Consider the following 22749-nt stretch of genomic DNA (forward strand, 5'->3'; position numbering starts at 1 on the left):
CGATCGAGGGCCGATCGAGGACTCTCGGTCGCTTCGGCGTCGCTTCGACCGCGAACGGCCGGTACCGGCCCGCACACGCGGGGACGCACAAGACTCAACGCTTATGAGGGGGCGGTCCAAACCCCAGCACGTTACGGAGACCTATATGAGCGATTGGATAGCGATTGGCGCCTTGGCGGTCGTCGGCCTGCTCATCCCGATAGCGATGATGACAGTGTCGGCGCTGCTCCGTCCGAGCGTGCCTGAGACCGGTAAAAGTACCACCTACGAGTCCGGCGAGACCCCGACGGGCGGAACCCGCATCCGGTTCAACATCCAGTACTACATGGTCGCGCTGTTGTTCGTCGTGTTCGACATCGAGACCGTGTTGCTGTTCCCGTGGGCTGTCATCTACCGCCCGGCCGTCCAGGCCGGCGTGCCGATGGCCGACCTGCTGTGGCCGATGTTGGCCTTCGTCGGAATACTCGCGGTCGGACTCGTCTGGGCGTGGCGGTCGGGGGCGATCAGCTGGGCCCGCAGCCCCCGCGCGACCAGCAGAAAAACGACGGAGGACATCAACTAATGAGCAGCGATCAACCGTTTATCACCGACGAATCGCAGGTCGTAACCGAGACGAGGGACGCCCGGATGACCGGGCAGGGGGACCGGTTCAACTCCCGGCTCCGCGAGGCGTTCGGCTCCTCGCCGTTCATCCTCACCAAGTTCGACAAGTTCCTGAACTGGTGTCGGGGCTCCTCGATGTTCATGCTACAGTTCGGTATCGCCTGCTGTAGCATCGAGATGATGCACACCTACGCGGTGAAACACGACCTCGACCGCTTCGGGTCGGGCGTCCCCCGCGCCTCGCCGCGGCAGGCCGACGTGATGATCGTCCCCGGGACGATCGTCTCGAAGTTCGCTCCGCGGATGAAGCGCGTCTACGACCAGATGCCCGAGCCGAAGTTCGTCGTCGGCATGGGCTCGTGTACCATCTCCGGCGGCCCGTTCCAGGAGGGGTACAACGTGATCAAGGGCGCCGAGGAGGTCATCCCGATCGACATCCACGTCCCCGGCTGCCCGCCCCGCCCCGAGGCGCTCGTGTACGGCGTCGTGAAACTACAGGAGCGCGTCGCCAACGGCGAGGCCGCGCCCGTCACCGTCAAGCCGTACGAGCTGGAGGAGTTCTCGGACCTCGAACGCGACGAGCTCGTCGACAAGCTGGCCGACCAGATCGACGACGACGAACTCGTCATGCGGTACAACTTCGCTGATTCGCCATGAGCCTCGAACGACCAGACAGAGTCGACGACGACGCCGTCGAGCGCACCCCCGACGAGCTGGAGGCGCTGCTCGGCGACCTCGTCGTCGACCGCGACGACCATCTGAACGCGCCCGGGTTCGTCATCCGCCCGGACACCGTTCAGGAAACGCTTCGGACCCTGAAAGAGCAGGCGGGGTACGACCACCTCTCCGTGGTCTCCGCACAGGAGTACGAGAACCGCTACGAGTCCATCTACCACCTGAAGAAGTACGACGATCCGACCCAAGAGGTCAGCATCGTCGTGCCCGCCGACAAGGACGACCCCGTCTCCGAGTCGGCCGAGCCCGTCTTCCGCACGGCCGACTGGCACGAGCGGGAGGCGTACGACCTGATCGGGATCGAGTACGACGACCACCCCGACCTCCGTCGGATCCTGCTCCCCGAGACGTGGCAGGGCCACCCCCTGTCGATGGACTACGACAAGGACCGGCCGCAGATCGCCACGCTGCCGGAGCACGCGAACCCGCTGGAGGACCACCACAAGGACGCCGAGTCCGACACGATGTTCCTCAACATCGGGCCGCACCACCCCGCGACCCACGGCGTCCTCCACCTGAAGACGGTGCTCGACGGCGAGCAGGTCGCCGACGTTGAGCCAGACATCGGCTACCTCCACCGCAGCGAGGAGCAGATGGCGCAGTCCGGGACGTACCGCCACCAGATCATGCCGTACCCCGACCGCTGGGACTACATCTCGGCGGGCCTGCTCAACGAGTGGGCGTACGCCCGCGCGGCCGAGGACCTCGCGGACATCGAGGTGCCCGAGTACGCGCAGGTCATTCGGACGATGGGCGCGGAGATGTGCCGGATCGCCGCGCACATGCTCGCGCTCGCGACGTTCGCGCTCGACATCAACGGCGACTTCACGGCGACGTTCATGTACGCCATCAACGACCGCGAGCGCGTCCAGAACCTCTTGGAGGACCTGACGGGCCAGCGGCTGATGTTCAACTACTTCCGGCTCGGCGGGGTCGTCTGGGACCTGCCGGAACCGCGCGAGGAGTTCTTCTCGAAGACCCGGGACTTCCTCGACCAGCTCCCGGAGTCCGTCGAGGAGTACCACAACCTGATCACCTCGAACGAGGTGTTCCAGATGCGGACCATCGACACGGGCATCCTGCCGCCGGAGGTCGCGAAGAACTACGGCGCGACCGGCCCCGTCGCCCGCGGCTCGGGGGTCGACTACGACCTCCGCCGCGACGACCCGTACGGCTACTACGACGAGCTCGATTGGGACGTCGTCACCGAGGACGGCGGCGACAACTTCAGCCGCCTGCTCGTCCGGATGCGCGAGGTCGAGGAGTCCGCGAAGATCATCGAGCAGTGCGTCGACCTGCTCGAGGACTGGCCCGAAGACGAGCGCAACATCCAGGCGAACGTGCCGCGCACGCTGCGCCCGGACGACGACACGGAGATCTACCGCGCCGTCGAGGGCGCGAAGGGCGAACTCGGCATCTACATCCGCGCGGACGGCACGGACAAGCCGGCGCGGTTCAAGATCCGGTCGCCGTGCTTCTCGAACCTCCAGACGCTGCCGGAGATGGCGAACGGGGAGTACATCCCCGACGTCATCGCGGCCCTCGGTAGCCTCGACGTCGTTCTCGGGGAGGTGGACCGCTGATGGGTACGGCCCCCGCACAGCTGTTCCCCGAGTTCATCGTCGACACGCTCGGGCTCGACAGCGTCATCGGCGAGGTCGCGGCCTCGCTGGTCGCCGCCTTCGTCGTCGGAAACATCATCCTCGCGTTCACGGGCGTCGCGGGCCCGTGGGCGAAACGGAAGATCACGGCGGCGTTCACCGACCGGATCGCGGTCGACCGGATCGGCCCGTTCGGCCTGCTCATCATCCCGGCGGCCGCGATCCAGCTCCTCGCGAAGGAGCTGATCATCCCCGAGGGCGTCGACCGCCCTTCGTGGGACATCGCGCCGATCATCCTGCCGTCGTCGGCGCTGCTCGGCTTCTCCGTGATCCCGATGGGCCAGCTCGGTCCGATCAACCTCCACCTCGCGGACCCCGAGGTCGGGTTCGCGCTGGTGTTCGCGTTCGCGTCGATCGCCTCGGTCTCGCTGGTGATGGCCGGCTACGCGTCGAACAACAAGTACTCGCTCCTCGGCGGTCTCCGCGCTGTCGCGCAGAACCTCGCGTACGAGATCCCGCTCATCGTCACGGCGATGTCGGTCGTGATCTTCTCCGGCACGCTCCAGATGAGCGGCGTCGTCGGCGCGCAGACGGAGACGCTCGTGACGATCGCCGGCGTCTCGATCCCGTCGTGGTACGCCCTCGTGAACCCGTTCGCGTTCGTGCTGTTCCTCACGGCGAACATGGCGGAGATCGGGCGGAATCCGTTCGACATCCCCGAGGCGCCGACCGAGATCGTCGGCGGGTACCAGACGGAGTACTCCTCGGCGTACTTCGTCCTCTTCTACCTCGGCGAGTTCGTCCACATCTTCCTCGGCGGGGCGATCCTCGCCGTGACGTTCCTCGGCGGGGCCTCCGGGCCCGGTCCGGAGAGTATCAGCTTCATCTGGTTCGTGGTGAAGATCTGGGGCTTCTTCCTGTTCACGCAGTGGGCCCGCGCGGCGCTGCCCCGCGTCCGTATCGACCAGCTGATCGAAATCGGCTGGAAGGGAATGCTGGTGCTGTCGTTCGCGAACCTGGTGCTCACGGCCGTAATCGTGGGGGTGATCGCGTAACATGATTGGACTCATGAAATCCATGGCGACGACGATGAAGCACGCGCTGGACGGGAATACGTTCACGGTGGAATACCCGGAGGACGCGCCCGAAGTGAGCCCGCGGTTCCGCGGGGTCCACAAGTTCAGCCAGGAACGGTGTATCTGGTGTCGGCAGTGCGAGAACGTCTGTCCGAACGACACGATCCAGATCGTTCAGGACGACCAGCGCAACGGTGAGCAGTACAACCTCCACATCGGGCAGTGCATCTACTGCCGGCTCTGCGAGGAGGTCTGTCCCGTCGACGCGATCCTGTTGACGCAGAACTTCGAGTTCACCGCCGACACGAAAGACGACTTCGTGTTCAACAAAGAACAGCTCAAGAACGTCCCGTGGTACAAGGGGATCGACCCGCTGGAGTCCCGCAATCCCGATCGCGGCGCGTGGATCGGGGAGGGTGACGGCGAGGTCGACTACCAGTAGCGGGCTCGTCTCGAAATCTTCAAAGGGGTTCTCATAGGAGACAAACACAATGGTTTATCCTACCATCGCGTTCGGGCTGTTCGCCGCGGTTACGCTGGCGTTCGCCCTCGGGGTCGTCCTGGCGCGCGACGTGTTCCACGCCGCGCTGCTACTGGGCGGAGCCCTCACGAGCGTCGCGGTGCACTACGTGATGCTGCGGGCGGAGTTTATCGCCGCCATGCAGATCCTCGTCTACGTGGGCGGGGTTCTCATCTTGGTCACGTTCGCCGTGATGCTCACGCGATCTGATTCTGAAACGGAGGTGAGTAGCGCGTGAGCAACGACGAGAGCCGCGGGTCGCGGATCGCCCCCGCGGTCGCCGTGGGCGCCCTGTTCGCCGTGCTGGCCGCGACGATCAACGCGGCGACGTTCGGCTTCGAGGAGGTGGGCTTCCCGGCTGACGCTTCGATCGTCCACAACCTCGGGTACGCCCTGTTCAACCTCGGCGCGTACGACATCGCGACCATCCCCGCGGAGGGGTTCCTCGCGGCCTTCCTGATCGCCGCGGTCGCGCTCGATGTCGCGGTCGACGGCGCCGTCTACCTCGCGAAACGCGAGGAGGACGGGTCGGTCATCTCGGCGGTCGGACAGGCGTTCACGGACGGCGGACGCGACGGAGGTGACCGGCAGTGACCGCCGTCGCGTCCTCCATTCCGCCGTCGTGGTACCTGCTGCTGGCGGCGGCCGTCTTCTGCGTCGGTCTGTTCGGCGTGCTGACGCGCCGGAACGCGCTGTACTTCCTCATGAGCGTCGAGCTCATGATGAACGCGGCCAACATCAACTTCGTCGCGTTCGCGCTCTACTACGGCGACCTCACGGGGCAGGTGTTCGCGCTGTTCGTCATCGCGCTCGCCGCCGCCGAGGTCGCCATCGGCATCGGCATCATACTCGTGTTATACCGTAACTTCGGCACGACAGACGTGACTGTTCCCGCGGAGATGAGGTGGTAAGATGGTGAACGCATTCGCATACGTCCCGGCGATCGTGCTCCTCCCGTTCTTCTCGTTCCTGGTCGCGCTCGGCGCGGGCAGGTACCTCCCGAAGGGCGGCGCGTTCGGCGGTATCGCCGCGACCGCGGGCTCGTTCCTGCTGTCGATCTGGGTCGCGGCGACCGTCGCGGGCGGACGGGCGTACAACGAGACGCTGTACTACTGGGCGAGCGAGGGCGGTGCCGGCATCGGCCCGACGGACATCGAGCTCTCCTTCGGCGTCCTGATCGACCCGCTGTCGGCGCTCATGCTCGTCATCGTGACGCTCGTGGCGCTTCTCGTCCACGTGTTCTCGCTCGGCTACATGAACGACGAGGGCGAGACCGGCCTGCCGCGCTACTACGCCGGCCTCGGTCTGTTCACGGCCTCGATGCTCGGGTTCGTCGTCGCCGACAACCTCCTGATGGCGTTCATGTTCTTCGAGCTGGTCGGGCTCTGCTCGTACCTGCTCATCGGCTTCAATTTCCGGGAGCCGGGCCCGCCGTCGGCGGCGAAGAAGGCGTTCCTCGTCACCCGCTTCGGCGACTACTTCTTCCTCGTCGGCGTCGTCGCGGTATTCGCCACCTTCGGCACGGCGCAGTTCGCCGGTCCGGAGTCGTTCCCGGCGCTCGCCGACGCGGCGCTCAACGGCTCCGGCTCGGTCGCGTGGACGCCCGGCGGCGTCGAACTCGGGACGTGGCTGACCGTCGTCGGCCTGCTCGTCTTGGGCGGCGTGGTCGGGAAGTCCGCGCAGTTCCCGCTTCACACGTGGCTCCCCGACGCGATGGAGGGCCCGACGCCCGTCTCGGCGCTGATCCACGCCGCGACGATGGTCGCGGCCGGCGTCTACCTCGTCGCGCGGATGTACGGGTTCTACGTGCTGACGCCGACGACGATGGCGGTCATCGCCTTCATCGGCGGCTTCACGGCGCTGTTCGCTGCGACGATGGGGCTCGTGAAAAACGAGCTGAAGCAGGTACTCGCGTACTCCACCATCTCCCAGTACGGGTACATGATGCTCGCGCTCGGCGCGGGCGGGTACGTGGCCGCGGTCTTCCATCTGACCACCCACGCGTTCTTCAAGGCGCTGCTGTTCCTCGGCGCCGGGTCGGTCATCATCGCGATGCACCACAACGAGGACATGTGGGACATGGGCGGGCTGAAGTCGAAGCTGCCCGTCACCTACTACACCTTCCTCGCCGGGTCGCTGGCGCTCGCGGGAATCTTCCCGTTCGCTGGCTTCTGGTCGAAAGACGAAATCCTCTACGAGGCGCTCGTCCACGGCCTCAACGACCCGCTGCTGCTCGGCGGCTACCTGATGGGGCTGCTCGCGGTGCCGGTCACCGCGTTCTACACCTTCCGGATGGTGTTCCTGACCTTCCACGGCGAGCCCCGCAGCGACACCGCGCGCGACCCCGTCCCGGTCCGCTGGAACGTGAAGGGGCCGCTGACGGTCCTCGGCTCGCTCGCGGTCGTCACCGGGTTCATCAACATGGTGCCGGTCCAGAAGGTCCTCGGCATCGAAGGGATCGACCTGCTTCACCTGTGGCTCGACAACCACTGGGGCGGCATCGAGGGCCTCTCCTCGCACCACTACGCCGACTTGGGTCCCTACAGCAGCGGCTACCTCGTCGGCGGTGAGACCGGGACCGTCCTCGTCGGCGCGGCCGTCTCGCTCGGCTTAGCGCTGCTCGGACTCGGACTCGCCTGGCGGCTCTACAACGTGCCGTCGCCCGCGGAACACACCGCCAAGCTCGGCGGCATCAAAGACGTGCTGTACAACAACTACTACCTCGACGAACTGCAGGTCTGGCTCGCGTATCGCACGGAAGACGTCGCGGGCGGCGCGAACGTCTTCGATCAGGGAATCATCGACGGCGTCGTGAACGGCGTCTCCTCGGTGAGCCTCACCGGCGGCGGTCGGATCCGTCAGCTCCAGTCGGGGATCGTCTCGCAGTACGCCGCCCTGCTCACCTTCGGACTCGTCGCGCTGTTGCTCGTGCTCGGCGCGACCGGGGGGTGGTTCCTGTGATACTCGAAGCGCTCATGGCGGCCGCCTTCGTCGGCGCGCTGACCGTGTTCCTCGCGCCCGACGAGTGGGCCGGCCGCTTGTCGTTCGCGATCAGCCTGATCCCGTTCGTCGGCAGCCTCTACCTGTGGTCCGGCTTCGAGGCCGGCGGCAACGCCCTGCTGGGCGGGGAGATAGCGTACGCGACGCAGATCGAGTGGCTCGAAGTCGGCGGCCGCAGCGTCTCGTGGTTCGTCGGCCTCGACGGGATCAGCCTCCCGCTGTTCGTGCTCACGACGTTCCTCGTCCCGCTGGCGATCGTCAGCGCGTGGACGCCCGTGGACTCGCGGCAGAGCCAGTTCTACGGGCTCATGCTGTTCATGGAGGCGAACCTGCTGGGCGTGTTCGCCGCGCTCGACTTCTTCCTGTGGTTCGTCTTCTGGGAGGCCGTGCTGGTCCCGATGTACTTCCTCATCGGGATCTGGGGCGGTCCGCGCCGCAGGTACGCCGCGATCAAGTTCTTCGTGTACACGAACGCGGCGTCGCTACTGATGTTCATCGGCTTCATGAGCCTCGTGTTCGCGCTCGGCGACTCGGTGTCGTCGTTCGCCTTACCCGAGATCGCGCAGGCGATCGCCGCGGGTGACTTGGGCACGTGGTTCGGCATCGCGCCGGACCGCCTCGCCCTGTTCGCGTTCCTCGCGATGTTCCTCGGGTTCGCGGTGAAGGTCCCGATCGTGCCGTTCCACACGTGGCTGCCGGACGCGCACGTTCAGGCGCCGACCCCCGCGTCGGTGCTGCTGGCGGGCGTCCTCCTGAAGATGGGGACGTACGCGCTGCTCCGGTTCAACTTCACGATGCTGCCCGACCAGGCGTCGATGCTCGCGGTTCCGATCGCGGCGATCGCCGTCATCAGCGTCATCTACGGCGCGATGCTGGCGCTCGCACAGAAGGACCTCAAGCGCATCGTCGCGTACTCGTCGGTCTCGTCGATGGGGTACGTCATCCTCGGGCTCATCGTGTTCACCGAGTACGGGGTCGGCGGCGCGACGTTCCAGATGGTCGCGCACGGCCTCATCTCGGGACTGATGTTCATGGCGGTCGGCGTCATCTACAACACGACCCACACGCGGATGATCGGCGACATGGGCGGCATGGCCGACCGGATGCCGGTCACCGTCGGGATCCTCGTCGCCGGCGCGTTCGGCTACATGGGGCTCCCGCTGATGGCCGGCTTCGCGGGCGAGTTCTTCATCTTCGTCGGCTCGCTGTCCGCCCCGTCGCTCCCGTACGCGCCGGTGTTCACGGCGCTCGCGATGTTCGGTATCGTCATCGTCGCCGGCTACCTGCTGTCGGCGATGCAGAGTACGCTGTTCGGTCCGTTCGAACTGGAGACCGACTACGACGTGGGGCCCGCGCCGTTCCACGACGTCGCCCCGCTCGCGGTGCTGCTGGTGGCGATCATCGTGCTCGGCGTTGCGCCCGACATCTTCTTCGAGATGATCCGCGACGCTGCCCTACCCGTGGTAGAGGGGGTGACGATCAATGGTTAACGGCCTGCCCGGCGTGACGGCGCTGCTGCCGGCGCTCCTGCTTGCCGTCACCGGTCTCGCGCTGCTCTTGGTCGACACGGTCCGGCCGGACGCGCGGTCGAACACGTCGATGGCGGTCGTCGGCGCGATCGGGTCCCTCGCCGCGCTCGCGGCGAGCGTCTGGCTCACCGCCAGCGGCGGTGTGAGCCCGGACGGCGGCGCGGTGTTGCTGTTCGCGGACGCGGTGAAGGTGGACACGCTGTCGCTGTTCTTCACCGCCATCTTCGCGTCGGTGACCGCGCTGGTGCTCGTCGCGGCCCACGACTACTTCCACGACCACGACAACCCAGCGGCGTTCTACTCGCTCGTGACGTTCGCCGCGACCGGCATGGCGCTTCTGGCGGTCGCGAACTCGCTCGCGGTCGTGTTCGTCGCCTTAGAGATGGTGTCGCTGCCCTCGTACGTGCTCGTCGCGTACCTCAAGCAGAACCGCGGGAGCGTCGAGGCGGGGCTGAAGTACTTCCTCGTGGGCGCGCTCTCGTCGGCTATCTTCCTGTTCGGCATCTCGCTCGTGTACGCCGCGACGGGCTCGCTGATCCTCGCCGACATCGCGTCGGCCTCGATCGACGGGCTGGCCGGCGTGCTCGGCGTCGGCGTCGTGATGATGATCGGCGGCGTCGCCTTCAAGACGGCCTCCGTCCCGTTCCACTTCTGGGCGCCGGAGGCGTACGAGGGCGCGCCCGCGCCGGTGAGCGCGTTCCTCTCGTCGGCCTCGAAGGCCGCCGGGTTCGTCGTCGCGTTCCGCGTGTTCACCGAGGCGTTCCCGCTGGAGATGGCGGCGTCGGCGAACGTCGACTGGATGCTCGCGTTCGCGATCCTCGCGGCCGTCACGATGACGCTCGGTAACTTCGCGGCCGCGGTCCAGGAGGAGGTCAAGCGGATGTTGGCCTACTCCTCGATCGGGCACGCCGGATACGCGCTCATCGGCGTCGCCGCGCTCACGGTCGACGGGCCCGCCAACGGCACCGTCATGGGCGCCGCGATGGCGCACCTGCTCGTCTACGGGTTCATGAACACCGGCGCGTTCCTCTTCGTCGCGATGGCGGAGCGGTGGGGCGTCGGCCGCACCTTCGCGGACTACGCGGGGCTCTGGCGGCGCGCGCCGGTCGCCTCCGTCGCGATGGCCGTGTTCATGTTCTCGCTGGCGGGGCTCCCGCCATTCGCCGGGTTCTTCTCGAAGTACTTCCTGTTTCAGGCGGCCATCGACAACGGCTTCCTGTGGCTCGCCGGGCTCGGCGCGATAAACAGCGTCGTGTCGCTGTACTACTACAGCCGGGTCGTGAAGGCGCTGTTCCTGGACGACCCCGCGTCGCCGAGCGCGCTCGACGCGATCGACGTGCGGCCGACGGCGCTGTACGCCGCGGTCATCTTCGCGGCGGTCGCGACGGTGCTGCTCCTGCCCGGCTTCGGGCCCGTCATCGAGACGGCCGAAGCGGCGGCCTCCGCGCTGTTCTGACCGGCGGCTCCGCAGCGCTGAGCGGTCCGTTCCGCCGGTCGATTTCTGTTTCCGCTGTTCTCCGCGTCACCACTCACCGCGCCCCGGAGGGCGGTTTCGGTCGCCGAACCCCGCACCGCCGACCACAGATACTCATTCGTTCGCCCCGTTACTGTGTTCGTGTCCCGGAGCCACACCTATCGGTGTCTGAACTGCCTCGACGCCACCGTCACGCGCACCTTCGACACGTCGCACTTGTCCCGGACCTGTCCGGACTGCGGCTCGTTCGAGCGGTTCGCGAACGAGGCGGTGATCGAGCGGTTCGAGTCGCTGGAGGCGTCGCCGCCGGCGGAGTTCGACTGGGACCGACTGGAGCGGCGGGAGAAGCTGCTCGTCGCCGAGCGCCTCGCTCGCACGGACAAGACGCTCGCGGACTTCGACGTGGCGGTCGACGAGGAGGCGGCGGAGGGACGAACGACACCCGAGCCGGGCGACGCGTAGCTACCGCGCGTACAACTTTTCGCCGAGGAGGTCGGCGAGTCCGACGCCGTCGCCGGGCGTGATCGCCACGTAGGGGCGGTCGATAGGACCGAACACGTCGACGACGCGGCCGACCGTCGAGAGCGACTCGTCGACGATGCTCGCGCCGATCCGGGGCGGATCGTTGCCGGCGTCGCCGCGGGCGATCGCGAGTCCGCCGGCCGTGCGGACGACGGTGCCGACGCGCCGCACGGTTACTCCCGGAGCACGCCGAGGTACGCGGCGATCGCCTGAACGAGGTCGTTTTTCGCGGTGTCTTCGGTGCCTTTGACGACGACGGAGCCCCGTGGCTCGAACTCCCGGGAATACGTCGCGTCGCGCTCGACGACCGCGTCGTAGCCCACCTGCTGGACGGCTTTCGCTATCTCGTCGACGGTCGGCGCTTCGACCGCCAGATCCGTCGGGACGCGGCGCCCCTCGGACCGCGACAGCTCGGCGTCGAAGTATGCGGGGTAGACGACGTTCTCGACCATACCGGATACCTTCGCGCGCGGCGTAAGGTCGTTTCGGACCGCCGCCGGGCGCGTTCAGGGGACCCGGAACTCGAAGCGCGCCCCGCCGTCCTCGGCGGCGAGCGCGTGCGCGCTCCAGCCGTGGGCCTCGGCGATGCGCTCGCTGATGGCGAGTCCCAGTCCCGTCCCCGACTCGTCGGTCGTGAACCCGCTCTCGAACACATTGTCGGCGTCGTCCGGGAGCCCGCTCCCGTCGTCTTCGACGTAGAAGCCGTCGGCCGCGGTCCCGTCGTCGCGACGCGTCAGCGCTCCGACGCGGACCGAGAGCGGCTCGTCGGGGGAGTCGCGGCCGTGGTCCGCGCTGTTCCGGTAGACGTTCTCAAGCAGCTCGCAGAGCCGCGTCCGGTTCGCGTCCAGCGTCGCGTCCGTCTCGACGTCGAGGGTCGCGTTCGCCATGTCGACGCACTCCCACGCCTCGCGCGCGACGTCCACCACCGAGACGGACTCGGTCTCTCCCACCGAGCGTCCCTCCCGGGCCAGCGACAGGAGGTCCGCGACGAGTTCGTCCATCCGCCCGAGCGCGTCCGCGGCCTTCTCTAGGGGCGCCGTGTCGTCCGTCTCGCGGGCGAGGTCGACGTACCCCTCCGCGACCGACAGCGGATTCCGGAGGTCGTGCGAGACGATGGACGCGAACTCGTCGAGTCGCTCGTTCTGCCGCCGGAGAGTCTCCTCGCGCTCCCGTCGGTCGGTGACGTCGGTGTAGATGGCGTATCCGGCCGCGTTGGCGGCGTCGAGGTGGATCGGAATGACGTGGAGGATGAAGTGACGCGGCCCCTCCGCGGTGGTCCGGGTCACCTCCCGGCGGACGTTCTCGCCGCACTGTAAGCGCTCGTTGAGGTCGTCGGCCTCCGACTCGGCGTCGGGGGGGACTATGTACTCGTCGATGGACTCGCCGAGCACGGTCTCGGCCTCGTAGCCGAACGTCGCCTCGAACGCGTCGTTCACCTGTCGGGCGATCGGCTCGCCGTCGACGTAGTCGTAGGCGACGGCGGGATCCGGTACGTTCGTGAACAGCGCGAGCAGCCTGTCGCGTTCGGTCCGGAGCGCCTCCGTGACCCCGATCCGGTCGAGCGTCTCTTCGAGGTGGGAGGCGAGCAGCTCCGCCAGCCGGCGGTCGGCGTCGTCGAACGCGTCGCCGTCGTCGACTCCGTCGGCGGCGAGCTGGAAGACGACATCGTCGCCCACGGGAACGGTGAGCAGCGTACCGAACTGGCCCTCTGGGTTCGGGTTCGGGGCGATCGACGCGTCGCCCGTCTGGACGGTCCTGCCGGCCACGCCGGCGCCGACGCGGACCCGGTTACAGTCCTCGACGGGCGTCCCGCTGGAGGCGACCACGGGCTCGACCCACTCGCCGTCCCGAACGGCGACGACGGCGTGATACTCCGGAAACACCTGCTCGGTGACGGCGATGGCCGCCCGGTACGCCTCGTCGACCGACCTGACGGCGGCGAGCTCCGCCATCCCGGCGTTGAGCTGTTCGATTCGCGACGGGGTCCGGGTCGGCTTCGCCCGGACGGTCGACCGTTGATCCCGGGCGAGCAGCCACGAGACCGTCTCCGAGAGCGCCTCGGGCGTTCCGGCGACCGCGTCGACGAGCGGGTCCGTCGCGGTCCGGCCCGTCGGATCGTCGACGTACGCGATCACGTACTCGACGGCCTCGGCCGAGCGGACCCGGTCGAGCCCCGCCTCGTCGGTGACGGCCGCCACGTCGACCTCCGCGAGGCGCTCCTCGTCGACGTCGGCGGGAACTGTCGCGTGGGTCTCGACCGCGACCGGTCCGTCGTCGCCGCGGTTCTCTGGGTCGGCCCCCGACTCGACCTCGTCGGTGAGTCGGGGGTCGTCTGCGAGCACGAGAACGGACGCGCGCTCACCCAACGCAGGAGTCACAATTGTACGAATTAGTACACGCCGAGAGCATAAAACTTCGTACCGATCTCCGCAGTCGGGCGGCCCCGGCCGTCCCGCGCTCCGCCCTCCTCGCCGGCGACGAGCGACCCCGGAACCCTTTTGGAGCAACACGGGCCACGTTCGTGTAATGAGCGATCTCGAAGCGGAGTACCGTCTCGACTACTTCGAGGAGGAGGGGTTCGAGCGCAAGGAGTGTCCCTCCTGTGGCGCGCACTTCTGGACCCGCGACGGCGACCGCGACCTGTGCGGCGAGCCGCCCTGCGAGGACTACAGCTTCATCGACGACCCGGGCTTCCCGGAGGCGCACTCGCTGTCGGAGATGCGCGAGGCGTTCCTCTCCTTCTTCGAAGACAACGGCCACGAGCGGATCGACCCGTACCCGGTCGCCGCGAACCGCTGGCGCGACGACGTGCTCCTGACGCAGGCGTCGATCTACGACTTCCAGCCGCTCGTCACCTCGGGACAGACGCCCCCGCCGGCGAACCCGCTGACCATCTCGCAGCCCTGTATCCGGATGCAGGACATCGACAACGTCGGCAAGACGGGCCGGCACACGATGGCGTTCGAGATGATGGCCCACCACGCGTTCAACACGCGCGAGGAGGTCGACGAGGACGAGTACGCCTACCACGGCGAGGTGTACTGGAAAGACGAGACGGTCCGGTACTGCGACGAGCTGTTCGAGAGCCTCGGCGCCGACCTCGAAGAGATCACTTACATCGAGGACCCGTGGGTCGGCGGCGGTAACGCCGGCCCCGCCATCGAGGTCATCTACAAGGGCGCCGAGCTGGCGACGCTCGTCTTCATGTGTATGGAGCGGGACCCCGACGGCGACTACGAGATGAAAGACGGGAACTCGTACTCGTTCATGGACACGTACATCGTCGACACCGGGTACGGGTTAGAGCGGTGGACGTGGATGAGCCAGGGGACCGCGACCGTGTACGAGGCCGTCTACCCCGACGCGATCGACTTCCTGAAAGACAACGCCGGTGTCGAGCACACCGAGGCCGAACGCGAGATCGTCCACCGCGCCGCCAAGCTCTCCGGCCGGCTCGACATCGACGACGTCGACGACGTGGAGGCCGCCCGCGGCGAGATCGCAGACCGGCTCGACGTGGACGTCGACCGACTGCGCGAGCTGGTGGAACCGCTCGAAGCGATCTACGCGATCGCCGACCACTCGCGGACGCTCGCGTACATGTTCGGCGACGAGATCGTCCCGTCGAACGTCGGCACGGGCTACCTTGCCCGGATGGTGCTCCGCCGGATGAAGCGCCTCGTCGACGAGGTCGGCGTCGACGCGCCGCTCGACGAGCTGGTCGACATGCAGGCCGAGCGGCTCGGCTACGAGAACCGCGACACGATCCGCGAGATCGTCCGCAGCGAGGAGCGGAAGTACGAGCGGACGCTGGAGCGCGGCGCCCGCAAGGTCGAACAGCTCGCCGACGAGTACGCCGGCACCGGTGAGCCGATCCCGACGGGGGAGCTACTGGAGCTGTACGACTCCCACGGGATCCAGCCCGACATGGTCGCCGACATCGCCGACGAGCGCGGCGCGACCGTCGACGTGCCCGACGACTTCTACGCGCTCGTCGCCGACCGACACGAGGAGGGCGACGCCGCGGGAGAGAGCGACGAGCGCGACGAGCGGCTCGCCGACCTCCCCGAGACGGAGAAGCTGTTCTACGACGACCAGGGACGCACGGAGTTCGAGGCGGTCGTCCTCGACGTGCTGGAGGCCGAGGGCGGGTACGACGTGGTGCTGGACCAGACGATGTTCTACCCCGAGGGCGGCGGTCAGCCGGCCGACCGCGGCCACCTCACGGTCGGAGAGACCACCGTCGACGTCGACGACGTTCAGGAGGTCGACGGGGTCGTGCTCCACCGCACGGACGCGGACCCCGGCAAAGGCGAGTTCGTCACGGGGCAGGTGGACGGCGACCGCCGCGACCGACTGCGCGCGCACCACACCGCGACGCACCTGATCGGTCACGCCGCCCGCGAGGTGCTCGGCGACCACGTCCGGCAGGCTGGCGCCCAGAAGGGAACCGACTCGGCGCGGCTCGACGTGCGCCACTTCGAGCGCATCGACCGCGGGGACGTGAAGGCGATCGAGCGCGTCGCGAACGAGTTGGTCCGCGACGACGTCCCCGTCCGCCAGGAGTGGCCCGACCGCAACGAGGCGGAGGCCGAGCACGGCTTCGACCTGTATCAGGGCGGCGTCCCGCCGGGAACGAACGTCCGGCTGATCCACGTCGGCGACGCCGACGTTCAGGCCTGCGCCGGCACGCACGTCGCCCGCACCGGCGAGATCGGCGCCGTGAAAGTGCTGAAGACGGAGCCGGTACAGGACGGCGTCGAGCGCATCGTCTTCGCGGCCGGGGCCGCGGCGGTGGAGGCGACCCAGCGCACCGAGGACGCGCTGTACGACGCGGCCGAGGTCCTGGACGTGGACCCGCTCGACGTGCCGGACACCGCCGAGCGCTTCTTCGAGGAGTGGAAGGCCCGCGGCAAGGAGATCGAGTCGCTCAAAGAGGAGCTCGCGGCCGCGCGGGCCGCCGGCGGCGCCGACGCCGAGGCGGTCGACGTCGCCGGGACGACAGCGGTGATCCAGCGGCTCGACGGCGACGCCGACGAACTGCGCGCGACCGCGAACGCCCACGTCGACGACGGGAAAGTCGCGGTGATCGGCAGCGGCGCGGACGGCTCCGCGAGCTTCGTCGTCGGCGTCCCCGATTGCGTCGACGTGAACGCGGGGCAGGTCGTCTCGGAGCTCGCCGGGCGCGTCGGCGGCGGCGGCGGCGGGCCGCCGGACTTCGCGCAGGGCGGCGGCCCGGACGCGGACGCCTTAGACGACGCCCTCGACGCGGCGCCGGACGTGCTCCGCAGCCTTCAGGAGGCCTGAACGCAGCCAGTTCGCCACTATGCCGCACGCGACCAACGCCGGGACCGAGATCCGGTACGAGGTGGACGCCCCCGACACCGGCGACGGCGACGAGGCGGTGGTGTTCTGCGGCGACGTCGGGCTCGGCGCCTGGCAGTTCGGCTGGCAGCACGCGGCGCTCGCCGGTCCACACACCGTGATCACCCCGGAGACGCGCGGTGTCGGGCGGTCCGACGCCCCGCCCGGCCCGTACGCGGTCGGGGAGCTCGCGGCCGACGTGGACGCGGTGTGTGCCGCCGAGGGGATCCGAAACGCTCACCTTGTCGGCTACGGGCTCGGCGGGATGGTCGCGCTGACGGCCGCGGCGAGTTCCTCGCGGCCGGCGAGCGTCGCGCTCGTCGGGACGCCGCCCGCGGGGGACGCCTACAACCCCGACGGCGTCTGGGCCCCCCCGGCCGATCCGGCCGCGGTCGAGGGGTCGCTGAACGGCCTCCTCTCGCTCGACTTCTGTGAGGCCCACCCCGACGCGCTCTCTCGGATCGCGGAATGGCGCCTCGCGGAGGACGCCGACCGCGAGACGTACGAGGCGCACCGCGCCGCGATCGAGGGGTTCGACCTCACCGGTCGCCTCCACGAGATCACCACGCCCGCGCTCGTCGTCCACGGCACCGACGACACGGTCTGTCCGGCCACGGCCGTGGAGACGCTCGCGGAGGGGCTCCCTCGCGGGGAGCTCCACGGGATCGACGGGGCGCGCCACCTCGTCGGGGTCGAGGCGTCGGCCGCGGTCAACGACCTCCTCGTCGGCTGGCTCGCCGAACACGCGGCCGGCCGGTTCGAGTAGGCGCGGCGTTCGGGGCCGCGCGACGCCCGCGTCCGCGTCGTCGGCCGGGGCGTCCGGCGTCGCAACCGTTTTGTGACTCTCGCCGAACCCTTCACCTGATGACTCGCCTCCGGTTCGCCCTGCTGAACGCCGCCCACGACGGTGCGAACACCCGGCGGAACTTCCGCAGAGAGCTCGACGCCGACCTCGTCGAGTTCGACGCCGTCGCGGGAGACCTCCCCGATCACACCGAGTTCGACGGCGTCGTGGTGACCGGGTCGCGCTCGTCGGTCTACTGGGACGAGGCGTGGATCCCGCCGCTCGTCGACTACGTCGCCGAGGCCGCCGACGCGGGCGTCCCCGTCCTCGGCGTCTGTTACGGTCACCAGGTGCTCGCGGAGGCGCTCGGCGGCCGCGTCGCGGGCATGGACGGGTTCGAGATCGGCTACAACGAGATCCGCCGACCTCGCGACGACCCGCTGTTCGAGGGGATCGACGAGACGTTCACCGCCTTCACCACCCACGGCGACGCAGTCGTCGAACTCCCGCCGTCAGCGACGCTGCTCGCGGAGAACGACCGCGGCGTCCACGCGTTCCGCGACGGCCACTGCTGGGGGGTCCAGTTCCACCCGGAGTACGACATCGACACGGCCCGCGACGTGACCGACGGTAAGCGGGATCAGATCGGTGACGCCCGCGTGGACGGCGTCCTCGAGTCGATCACGCCCGACGCCTACGACGCCGCCTGCGAGGCGAAGCAACTGTTCGAGAACTTCACCGGTTACGCCGAGCGGTTGGCGGCCGAGCGGGCGGAGCAGGCGGCCGCGGACGACTGAGCGGGTCGACCGGTTCGACGGAGGCGCGACCGCCGCGCCGCTCGGCCGGCACGACCGACGCGACGACTGACCGGCGCGATTCCACGCCGTCCGCCCGCGGCCCCCGGTCGAACACCCTTATACGGTTCCCGTCCCGAACTCGGGTATGAACGTAGTACCGGACACGAGCGCGGTCGTCGACGGCCGCGTGTCCGAACGCGTCGCGGACGGGACCTACGAGTCGGTCACCGTGTTCGTCCCGGAGGCGGTCGTCGGCGAGTTGGAGTCGCAGGCGAACGACGGGCTCGAATCCGGCTGGGACGGGCTCAGCGAACTCAAGCGGCTCGCGGACTACGCCGACGACGGGACGATCGAGCTGCGGTACGTCGGCGAGCGCGCGAGCGGCGACGCCCGCTCGAACGCACACGAGGGCGACGTGGACGCGCTGATCCGCGACCTCGCCGCCGACCACGACGCGACGCTCCTCTCCAGCGACGTGGTTCAGGCCGAGGTGGCCCGCGCGAAGGGGCTCGATGTCGAGTACGTCGAGCCCGTCGCCCGCGGCGTCGTCGACGAGCTGCCGATACAGGACTTTTTCACCGACGAGACGATGTCAGTCCACCTCAAGACGGGGACCGTCCCGAAGGCGAAACGCGGGGCGCTCGGCGAGATGCGCTACGTCGAGATCGCGGACGACCCCACCGACGAGGCGCAGCTGCAGGAGTGGGCGAACTCGATCGTCGACCTGGCCCGCCAGTCGAGCGAGGGGTTCATCGAGCTCTCTGACGACGGGATGGACATCGTCCAGTTCCGCAACTACCGGATCGCGGTGGCGCGCCCGCCGTTCGCCGACGGCGTCGAGATCACCGCCGTCCGCCCCATCGCGAAGACGGACCTCGACGACTACGAGTTCGCCGACGAGCTCCGCGACCGGTTCGCGGAGCGGAAACGCGGGGTCCTCATCTCGGGCTCGCCCGGCGCCGGGAAGTCGACGTTCGCGCAGGCGGTCGCGGAGTTCCTGAACGACAGCGACTACGCGGTGAAGACGATGGAGAAGCCCCGAGACCTCCAAGTCGGTCCCGAGATCACGCAGTACGGCGCGCTCGGCGGCGAGATGGAGAACACCGCCGACTCTCTCCTCCTCGTCCGGCCGGACTACACCATCTACGACGAGGTCCGGAAGACGAACGACTTCGAGGTGTTCTCCGACATGCGTATGGCTGGCGTCGGCATGGTCGGCGTCGTCCACGCCTCCCGCGCCATCGACGCGCTCCAGCGGCTCGTCGGCCGCGTCGAACTCGGGATGATCCCGCAGATCGTCGACACCGTCGTCTACATCGAGGCCGGCGAGGTCCACACGGTCTACGACGTGACGACGGAAGTGAAGGTGCCGGCGGGGCTCACCGCCGAGGACCTTGCCCGTCCGGTCATTCAGGTGTCGAACTTCGAGACCGGTCGGCCGGAGTACGAGATATACACGTTCAACCGGCAGGTCGTCACCGTCCCGCTTGACGAGGACGGCGGCGAGGCGGGGAGCGAGACGGGCGTCGGCCGCATCGCGAAAAAGGAGATCGAACGCGAGATCCGCTCGGTCGCGCACGGCCACGTCGAGGTGGAGCTGAACGGCGACGACGAGGCGGTCGTCTACGTCACCGAGGGCGACATCGGCACGGTGATCGGGAAGGGCGGCGGCCGCATCGCCGACATCGAGAACCGCCTCGGGATCGACATCGACGTCCGCACGCACGACGAGAAGCCCGGCGGGTCCGGCGGCGGTCCCGCCGGCGGCCCCGAGAACGGGCACGGCGACGGGCAGGTCGGCGCCGAGCGCGGGACGGTGGTCGCGCCGGAGATCACCTCGCGTCACGTCGTCATCGACGTCGACGACGAGGTCGGCGAGACGGTCGAAGTGCGCGCGGACGGCGAGTACCTCTTCACCGCCACGGTCGGGCGCGGCGGTGAGGTTCAGGTCTCGCGCGGCTCGGCCATCGCCGAGGAACTGGAGGACGCGATCGACCGGAACCGGACCGTGACGGTCGTCCCGGCGCGGTGAATCCCGCAACCGGCCGTTCGGGTCGGACGTAGCCGCCCGACGGCCGTCCGATCGCCCCGCTGGCTGGCGATCGCATCCACGCCAGACGTTTTCGCTCGCTGTCACGTCGTCGTTCGACGCGGCCACATACCACGATTGTCGTAACGTATCCCTCCTGAAAGATAACGCTTTTTTGACGGCCTAGATAACTCGGGGTATGGCTGATGAGTTAAAACGCGGGCTCGAGGGCGTCCTCGTCGCGGAGTCAGATCTGAGCTACGTCGACGGCGAGGTCGGGAAGCTCGTGTATCGCGGGTACGACATCGAAGACCTGGCGCGGGGCGCGAGCTACGAGGAGGTGCTGTACCTCCTGTGGCACGGCTCGCTCCCCACCGCCGCGGAGCTCGACGCGTTCGCCGCCGACCTCGCGGCGGAGCGCGAGGTTGACGACGACGTCATCGAGACGGTCCGCGCGCTCGCGGACGCCGGCGAGCGTCCGATGGCCGCGCTCCGGACCGCGACATCGATGCTGTCGGCGTACGACCCGGACGACGAGGCCGACGCCGGTGAGACCACGCTTCGTCAGGGACGACGGATCACGGCGAAGATCCCGACGGTCCTCGCCGCGTTCGAGCGCGTCCGTCAGGGCGAGGAGCCGGTCGCCCCCGACCCGGACCTCTCGCACGCCGGGAACTTCCTCTACATGCTGACCGGGACCGAGCCGGACGACGTGAGCGAGGAGACGTTCGACATGGCGCTCACGCTCCACGCCGACCACGGGCTCAACGCCTCCACGTTCACCGCGATGGTGATCGGGTCGACGATGGCGGACGTTTACTCCGGCGTCACCGGGGGTATCGGCGCGCTCTCCGGCCCGCTCCACGGCGGCGCGAACCAAGACGTGATGGAGGTGCTCCACGAGGTGGACGCCTCCTCGAAGGACCCCGTCCAGTGGGTGAAAGACGCCCGAGACGACGGACGGCGCGTCCCCGGCTTCGGGCACCGCGTCTACAAGGTGAAAGACCCCCGCGCGAACATCCTCGAGGAGAAGCTTCGCGACCTCGCCGAGTCGTCGGGCGACACCAAGTGGCTGGACTACACCACCGCCATCGAGGAGTACCTCACCGAACAGGGGCTCGTCGAGGAGGGGATCGCCCCGAACGTCGACTTCTACTCCGGCTCCGTCTACGACTCGCTCGGTATCCCCGTCGACATGTACACGCCCATCTTCGCGATGAGCCGCGTCGGCGGCTGGATCGCGCACGTCGCCGAGTATCAAGAGGACAACCGCCTCATCCGTCCGCGCGCCCGGTACACCGGTCCGGAAGACAGCGAGTTCGTTCCCCTCGACGAACGGTAACGGTCGCGCCCGCCGCCCACCCGCCTTCTCCGAACGGCTCTTCAAACGTCGCGGCGCGTCACCCGCTCGCAGAATATGTGCGTCCGCGACCGATCGGCCCGGCTCCTCAGATTCCGAACCGCTCGCGGGCGTACTTCGCGAGCAGCGGGACATCGTCGAGGTGAAGCAGCCGCGCCATCCCCGCCTTCTCGCCGCGGTTCGCCTTCGCCAAGATGTCGTCGTCCGTCTCTTGGAGATCGCGCATCAACCGGTCGTACCGCTCGTTGGGTGCGAGGTACAGCAACTCCGTGAGCGTCAGTCGCGACTCCGCGCGCGGCGCCACGTCTCGGTGCCAGAGCGTCTCGTACACCGCAAGGCTCTCCGCGTCGATGCGCCGCTCCGAGTCGGTGAGACAGCGGTCGACGGTCGCCGCGGCGGCGCGGGCCGACTTCATGCCCTTGTGGATCCCTTCTCCCCACAGCGGGTCGATGCTCGGCACGGTGTCGCCGACGGCGAGGAACCGGTCGGTGTACATCTGCTCCGGGCGCTGAATGTGCGCGGAGCCGCGGTGGACCGTCTCGTCGATCTGTTCCGCCTCGGCGAACCGCGGGTCGCGGTCGATCCAGTCGTCGAGGTACCCGTCGACGGTCTTCCCCGCCTCGGCGAACTCGCGGTGGCGGTCGTTCTGGATGTAACAGATGCCGACCTTCGCGGTGTCCTCGCCGGTCGCGAAGATCCACGAGTAGCCGCCGGGCGCGATGTTGTGGTCCAAGCGGAGCATCATCGCCCGCCGGAGGTCCGCGTAGTCCGGGTGGTTCATCTCGACGCCCTCCATCTCGTACTCGATACCGATGGCTTGGTTCTCGCGTTCGAGGTCGACCACGTCGAGCGCGCTGGCGATCGGTGCGGCCGGACCGGTAGCGTCGATCACGATGTCGGCGTACACCGCTTCGTCGCCGTTGTACCGCACCCCCTCGATGACGCCGTCGTCGTCGAGGATCGGCCGCGAAACCCGCGCGTCGAAGCGGTACTCCGCGCCGTTGTCGCGACCGTCGGCGACGAGGAACTGCTTGAACTCCGCGAACTCCAACACCGCGCCCGGCTGGTAGCTCTCATAGTACTCGTTGGGCGACTCCAGCACGACGTCATCGGTGTACGACATCACGACGTCGTCGGGGATTCCGAAAGAGGACATCATCGACGGGAACGTGCCCGCCGTCGACTTGTTGCTCTGTCGCGGGAACTCGTCTTCCGACTCCGTCTCTAAGACGACGACGTCGTAGTCGCGCGTCGCCAGGTCACGGGCGCACTGCGCGCCCGCCGGACCGGCGCCGGCGATGGCGACGTCGTAGCGGTCAACCATACACGACGGTTACGGACCCACCTAATTAGGC

The 22749-nt window shown here is 68.5% G+C and carries 21 protein-coding genes; 17 read left to right on the plus strand and 4 right to left on the minus strand.

The window, feature by feature from the left end:
* Positions 1-145 precede the first annotated feature (145 nt).
* From EO776_RS04660 to EO776_RS04715, 12 genes are all read left to right on the plus strand, one after another.
* Positions 146-562 (plus strand): NADH-quinone oxidoreductase subunit A, encoded by a 417-nt coding sequence (locus EO776_RS04660; RefSeq protein ID WP_004596397.1) that lies wholly within the window; start codon positions 146-148, stop codon positions 560-562.
* Positions 562-1260, plus strand: coding sequence for an NADH-quinone oxidoreductase subunit B (locus EO776_RS04665; protein WP_006113007.1), 699 nt, complete (start codon positions 562-564; stop codon positions 1258-1260). Before EO776_RS04660 ends, EO776_RS04665 begins: the two co-directional genes overlap by 1 nt.
* A complete protein-coding gene (locus EO776_RS04670) occupies positions 1257-2921 on the plus strand; it encodes an NADH-quinone oxidoreductase subunit D (RefSeq protein WP_049931227.1) in 1665 nt (554 codons plus the stop codon). The genes EO776_RS04665 and EO776_RS04670 overlap by 4 nt, the downstream gene beginning before the upstream one ends.
* Positions 2921-3994 carry a complex I subunit 1/NuoH family protein gene (locus EO776_RS04675; RefSeq protein ID WP_049931226.1) on the plus strand — a complete coding sequence of 358 codons (1074 nt, stop codon included), beginning with the start codon at positions 2921-2923 and terminating at the stop codon, positions 3992-3994. Before EO776_RS04670 ends, EO776_RS04675 begins: the two co-directional genes overlap by 1 nt.
* A 1-nt stretch (position 3995) precedes the next feature.
* Positions 3996-4457 carry a NuoI/complex I 23 kDa subunit family protein gene (locus tag EO776_RS04680; protein ID WP_049931224.1) on the plus strand — a complete coding sequence of 154 codons (462 nt, stop codon included), beginning with the start codon at positions 3996-3998 and terminating at the stop codon, positions 4455-4457.
* Positions 4458-4506: 49 nt separating this feature from the next.
* Positions 4507-4773, plus strand: coding sequence for an NADH-quinone oxidoreductase subunit J (locus tag EO776_RS04685; protein ID WP_049931222.1), 267 nt, complete (start codon positions 4507-4509; stop codon positions 4771-4773).
* Positions 4770-5129 carry a hypothetical protein gene (locus tag EO776_RS04690; RefSeq protein WP_049931220.1) on the plus strand — a complete coding sequence of 120 codons (360 nt, stop codon included), beginning with the start codon at positions 4770-4772 and terminating at the stop codon, positions 5127-5129. Before EO776_RS04685 ends, EO776_RS04690 begins: the two co-directional genes overlap by 4 nt.
* On the plus strand, positions 5126-5446 hold the full coding sequence (gene nuoK, locus EO776_RS04695; protein WP_049931218.1) for an NADH-quinone oxidoreductase subunit NuoK: 321 nt from the start codon (positions 5126-5128) through the stop codon (positions 5444-5446). Before EO776_RS04690 ends, nuoK begins: the two co-directional genes overlap by 4 nt.
* Position 5447: 1 nt before the next feature.
* Positions 5448-7496, plus strand: a complete 2049-nt coding sequence (nuoL, locus tag EO776_RS04700) for an NADH-quinone oxidoreductase subunit L (protein WP_049931216.1) — start codon at positions 5448-5450, stop codon at positions 7494-7496.
* A 14-nt stretch (positions 7497-7510) separates the two neighbouring features.
* Positions 7511-9025 (plus strand): complex I subunit 4 family protein, encoded by a 1515-nt coding sequence (locus tag EO776_RS04705; RefSeq protein ID WP_094580576.1) that lies wholly within the window; start codon positions 7511-7513, stop codon positions 9023-9025.
* On the plus strand, positions 9018-10520 hold the full coding sequence (locus EO776_RS04710; RefSeq protein WP_049931213.1) for an NADH-quinone oxidoreductase subunit N: 1503 nt from the start codon (positions 9018-9020) through the stop codon (positions 10518-10520). Before EO776_RS04705 ends, EO776_RS04710 begins: the two co-directional genes overlap by 8 nt.
* A gap of 159 nt (positions 10521-10679) precedes the next feature.
* Positions 10680-11000 (plus strand): hypothetical protein, encoded by a 321-nt coding sequence (locus EO776_RS04715; RefSeq protein WP_049931211.1) that lies wholly within the window; start codon positions 10680-10682, stop codon positions 10998-11000.
* Here EO776_RS04715 and EO776_RS04720 read toward each other — a convergent pair whose 3' ends face one another.
* Genes EO776_RS04720 through EO776_RS04730 form a run of 3 tightly spaced genes read right to left on the minus strand, consistent with a single transcriptional unit; the run spans position 11001 to position 13438 of the window.
* Positions 11001-11231, minus strand: coding sequence for an H/ACA ribonucleoprotein complex subunit GAR1 (locus tag EO776_RS04720; protein WP_089307899.1), 231 nt, complete (start codon positions 11229-11231; stop codon positions 11001-11003).
* A 2-nt stretch (positions 11232-11233) separates the two neighbouring features.
* Positions 11234-11512, minus strand: coding sequence for a signal recognition particle subunit SRP19 (gene srp19 / locus EO776_RS04725; RefSeq protein WP_004596410.1), 279 nt, complete (start codon positions 11510-11512; stop codon positions 11234-11236).
* Positions 11513-11566: 54 nt separating this feature from the next.
* Positions 11567-13438, minus strand: coding sequence for a PAS domain-containing sensor histidine kinase (locus EO776_RS04730; RefSeq protein ID WP_094520382.1), 1872 nt, complete (start codon positions 13436-13438; stop codon positions 11567-11569).
* A 148-nt stretch (positions 13439-13586) separates the two neighbouring features.
* On the opposite strand from EO776_RS04730, the gene alaS reads away from it, so the two are divergent.
* The 5 genes from alaS (at position 13587) to citZ (ending at position 21376) form a co-directional block, all read left to right on the plus strand.
* Positions 13587-16367: an alanine--tRNA ligase gene (alaS, locus tag EO776_RS04735; protein WP_094520383.1), complete on the plus strand. Its 2781-nt coding sequence runs from the start codon at positions 13587-13589 to the stop codon at positions 16365-16367.
* A 19-nt stretch (positions 16368-16386) separates the two neighbouring features.
* Complete coding sequence (locus tag EO776_RS04740) at positions 16387-17190, plus strand: alpha/beta fold hydrolase (RefSeq protein WP_094520384.1); 804 nt, start codon at positions 16387-16389, stop codon at positions 17188-17190.
* Positions 17191-17288: 98 nt separating this feature from the next.
* Positions 17289-18005 carry a type 1 glutamine amidotransferase gene (locus EO776_RS04745; RefSeq protein ID WP_094520385.1) on the plus strand — a complete coding sequence of 239 codons (717 nt, stop codon included), beginning with the start codon at positions 17289-17291 and terminating at the stop codon, positions 18003-18005.
* A gap of 145 nt (positions 18006-18150) precedes the next feature.
* The gene (locus EO776_RS04750) at positions 18151-20037 is read left to right on the plus strand and encodes a PINc/VapC family ATPase (protein ID WP_094580572.1); all 1887 of its coding nucleotides are present in this window, start codon (positions 18151-18153) and stop codon (positions 20035-20037) included.
* A 196-nt stretch (positions 20038-20233) separates the two neighbouring features.
* Positions 20234-21376 carry a citrate synthase gene (gene citZ / locus EO776_RS04755; protein WP_094520386.1) on the plus strand — a complete coding sequence of 381 codons (1143 nt, stop codon included), beginning with the start codon at positions 20234-20236 and terminating at the stop codon, positions 21374-21376.
* Positions 21377-21482: 106 nt separating this feature from the next.
* On the opposite strand, the gene EO776_RS04760 is transcribed toward citZ, so the two are convergent.
* Positions 21483-22718: a digeranylgeranylglycerophospholipid reductase gene (locus tag EO776_RS04760; RefSeq protein WP_049931194.1), complete on the minus strand. Its 1236-nt coding sequence runs from the start codon at positions 22716-22718 to the stop codon at positions 21483-21485.
* Between the last annotated feature and the right edge of the window lie 31 nt (positions 22719-22749).

It is taken from the genome of Halorubrum ezzemoulense, assembly GCF_004126515.1.
Classification (GTDB): Archaea; Halobacteriota; Halobacteria; order Halobacteriales; family Haloferacaceae; genus Halorubrum; species Halorubrum ezzemoulense.

Bases quoted from the DNA above. Each gene is read 5' to 3' on its own strand.
- EO776_RS04705 (WP_094580576.1), top strand. From the start codon at position 7,511: ATGGCGGCCGCCTTCGTCGGCGCGCTGACCGTGTTCCTCGCGCCCGAC.
- EO776_RS04750 (WP_094580572.1), top strand. From the start codon at position 18,151: ATGAACGTAGTACCGGACACGAGCGCGGTCGTCGACGGCCGCGTGTCC.
- nuoL (WP_049931216.1), top strand. From the start codon at position 5,448: ATGGTGAACGCATTCGCATACGTCCCGGCGATCGTGCTCCTCCCGTTC.
- EO776_RS04745 (WP_094520385.1), top strand. From the start codon at position 17,289: ATGACTCGCCTCCGGTTCGCCCTGCTGAACGCCGCCCACGACGGTGCG.
- EO776_RS04685 (WP_049931222.1), top strand. From the start codon at position 4,507: ATGGTTTATCCTACCATCGCGTTCGGGCTGTTCGCCGCGGTTACGCTG.
- citZ (WP_094520386.1), top strand. From the start codon at position 20,234: ATGGCTGATGAGTTAAAACGCGGGCTCGAGGGCGTCCTCGTCGCGGAG.
- EO776_RS04680 (WP_049931224.1), top strand. From the start codon at position 3,996: ATGATTGGACTCATGAAATCCATGGCGACGACGATGAAGCACGCGCTG.
- srp19 (WP_004596410.1), bottom strand. From the start codon at position 11,512: ATGGTCGAGAACGTCGTCTACCCCGCATACTTCGACGCCGAGCTGTCG.
- EO776_RS04675 (WP_049931226.1), top strand. From the start codon at position 2,921: ATGGGTACGGCCCCCGCACAGCTGTTCCCCGAGTTCATCGTCGACACG.
- EO776_RS04740 (WP_094520384.1), top strand. From the start codon at position 16,387: ATGCCGCACGCGACCAACGCCGGGACCGAGATCCGGTACGAGGTGGAC.
- EO776_RS04710 (WP_049931213.1), top strand. From the start codon at position 9,018: ATGGTTAACGGCCTGCCCGGCGTGACGGCGCTGCTGCCGGCGCTCCTG.
- EO776_RS04660 (WP_004596397.1), top strand. From the start codon at position 146: ATGAGCGATTGGATAGCGATTGGCGCCTTGGCGGTCGTCGGCCTGCTC.
- EO776_RS04760 (WP_049931194.1), bottom strand. From the start codon at position 22,718: ATGGTTGACCGCTACGACGTCGCCATCGCCGGCGCCGGTCCGGCGGGC.
- alaS (WP_094520383.1), top strand. From the start codon at position 13,587: ATGAGCGATCTCGAAGCGGAGTACCGTCTCGACTACTTCGAGGAGGAG.
- EO776_RS04670 (WP_049931227.1), top strand. From the start codon at position 1,257: ATGAGCCTCGAACGACCAGACAGAGTCGACGACGACGCCGTCGAGCGC.
- EO776_RS04665 (WP_006113007.1), top strand. From the start codon at position 562: ATGAGCAGCGATCAACCGTTTATCACCGACGAATCGCAGGTCGTAACC.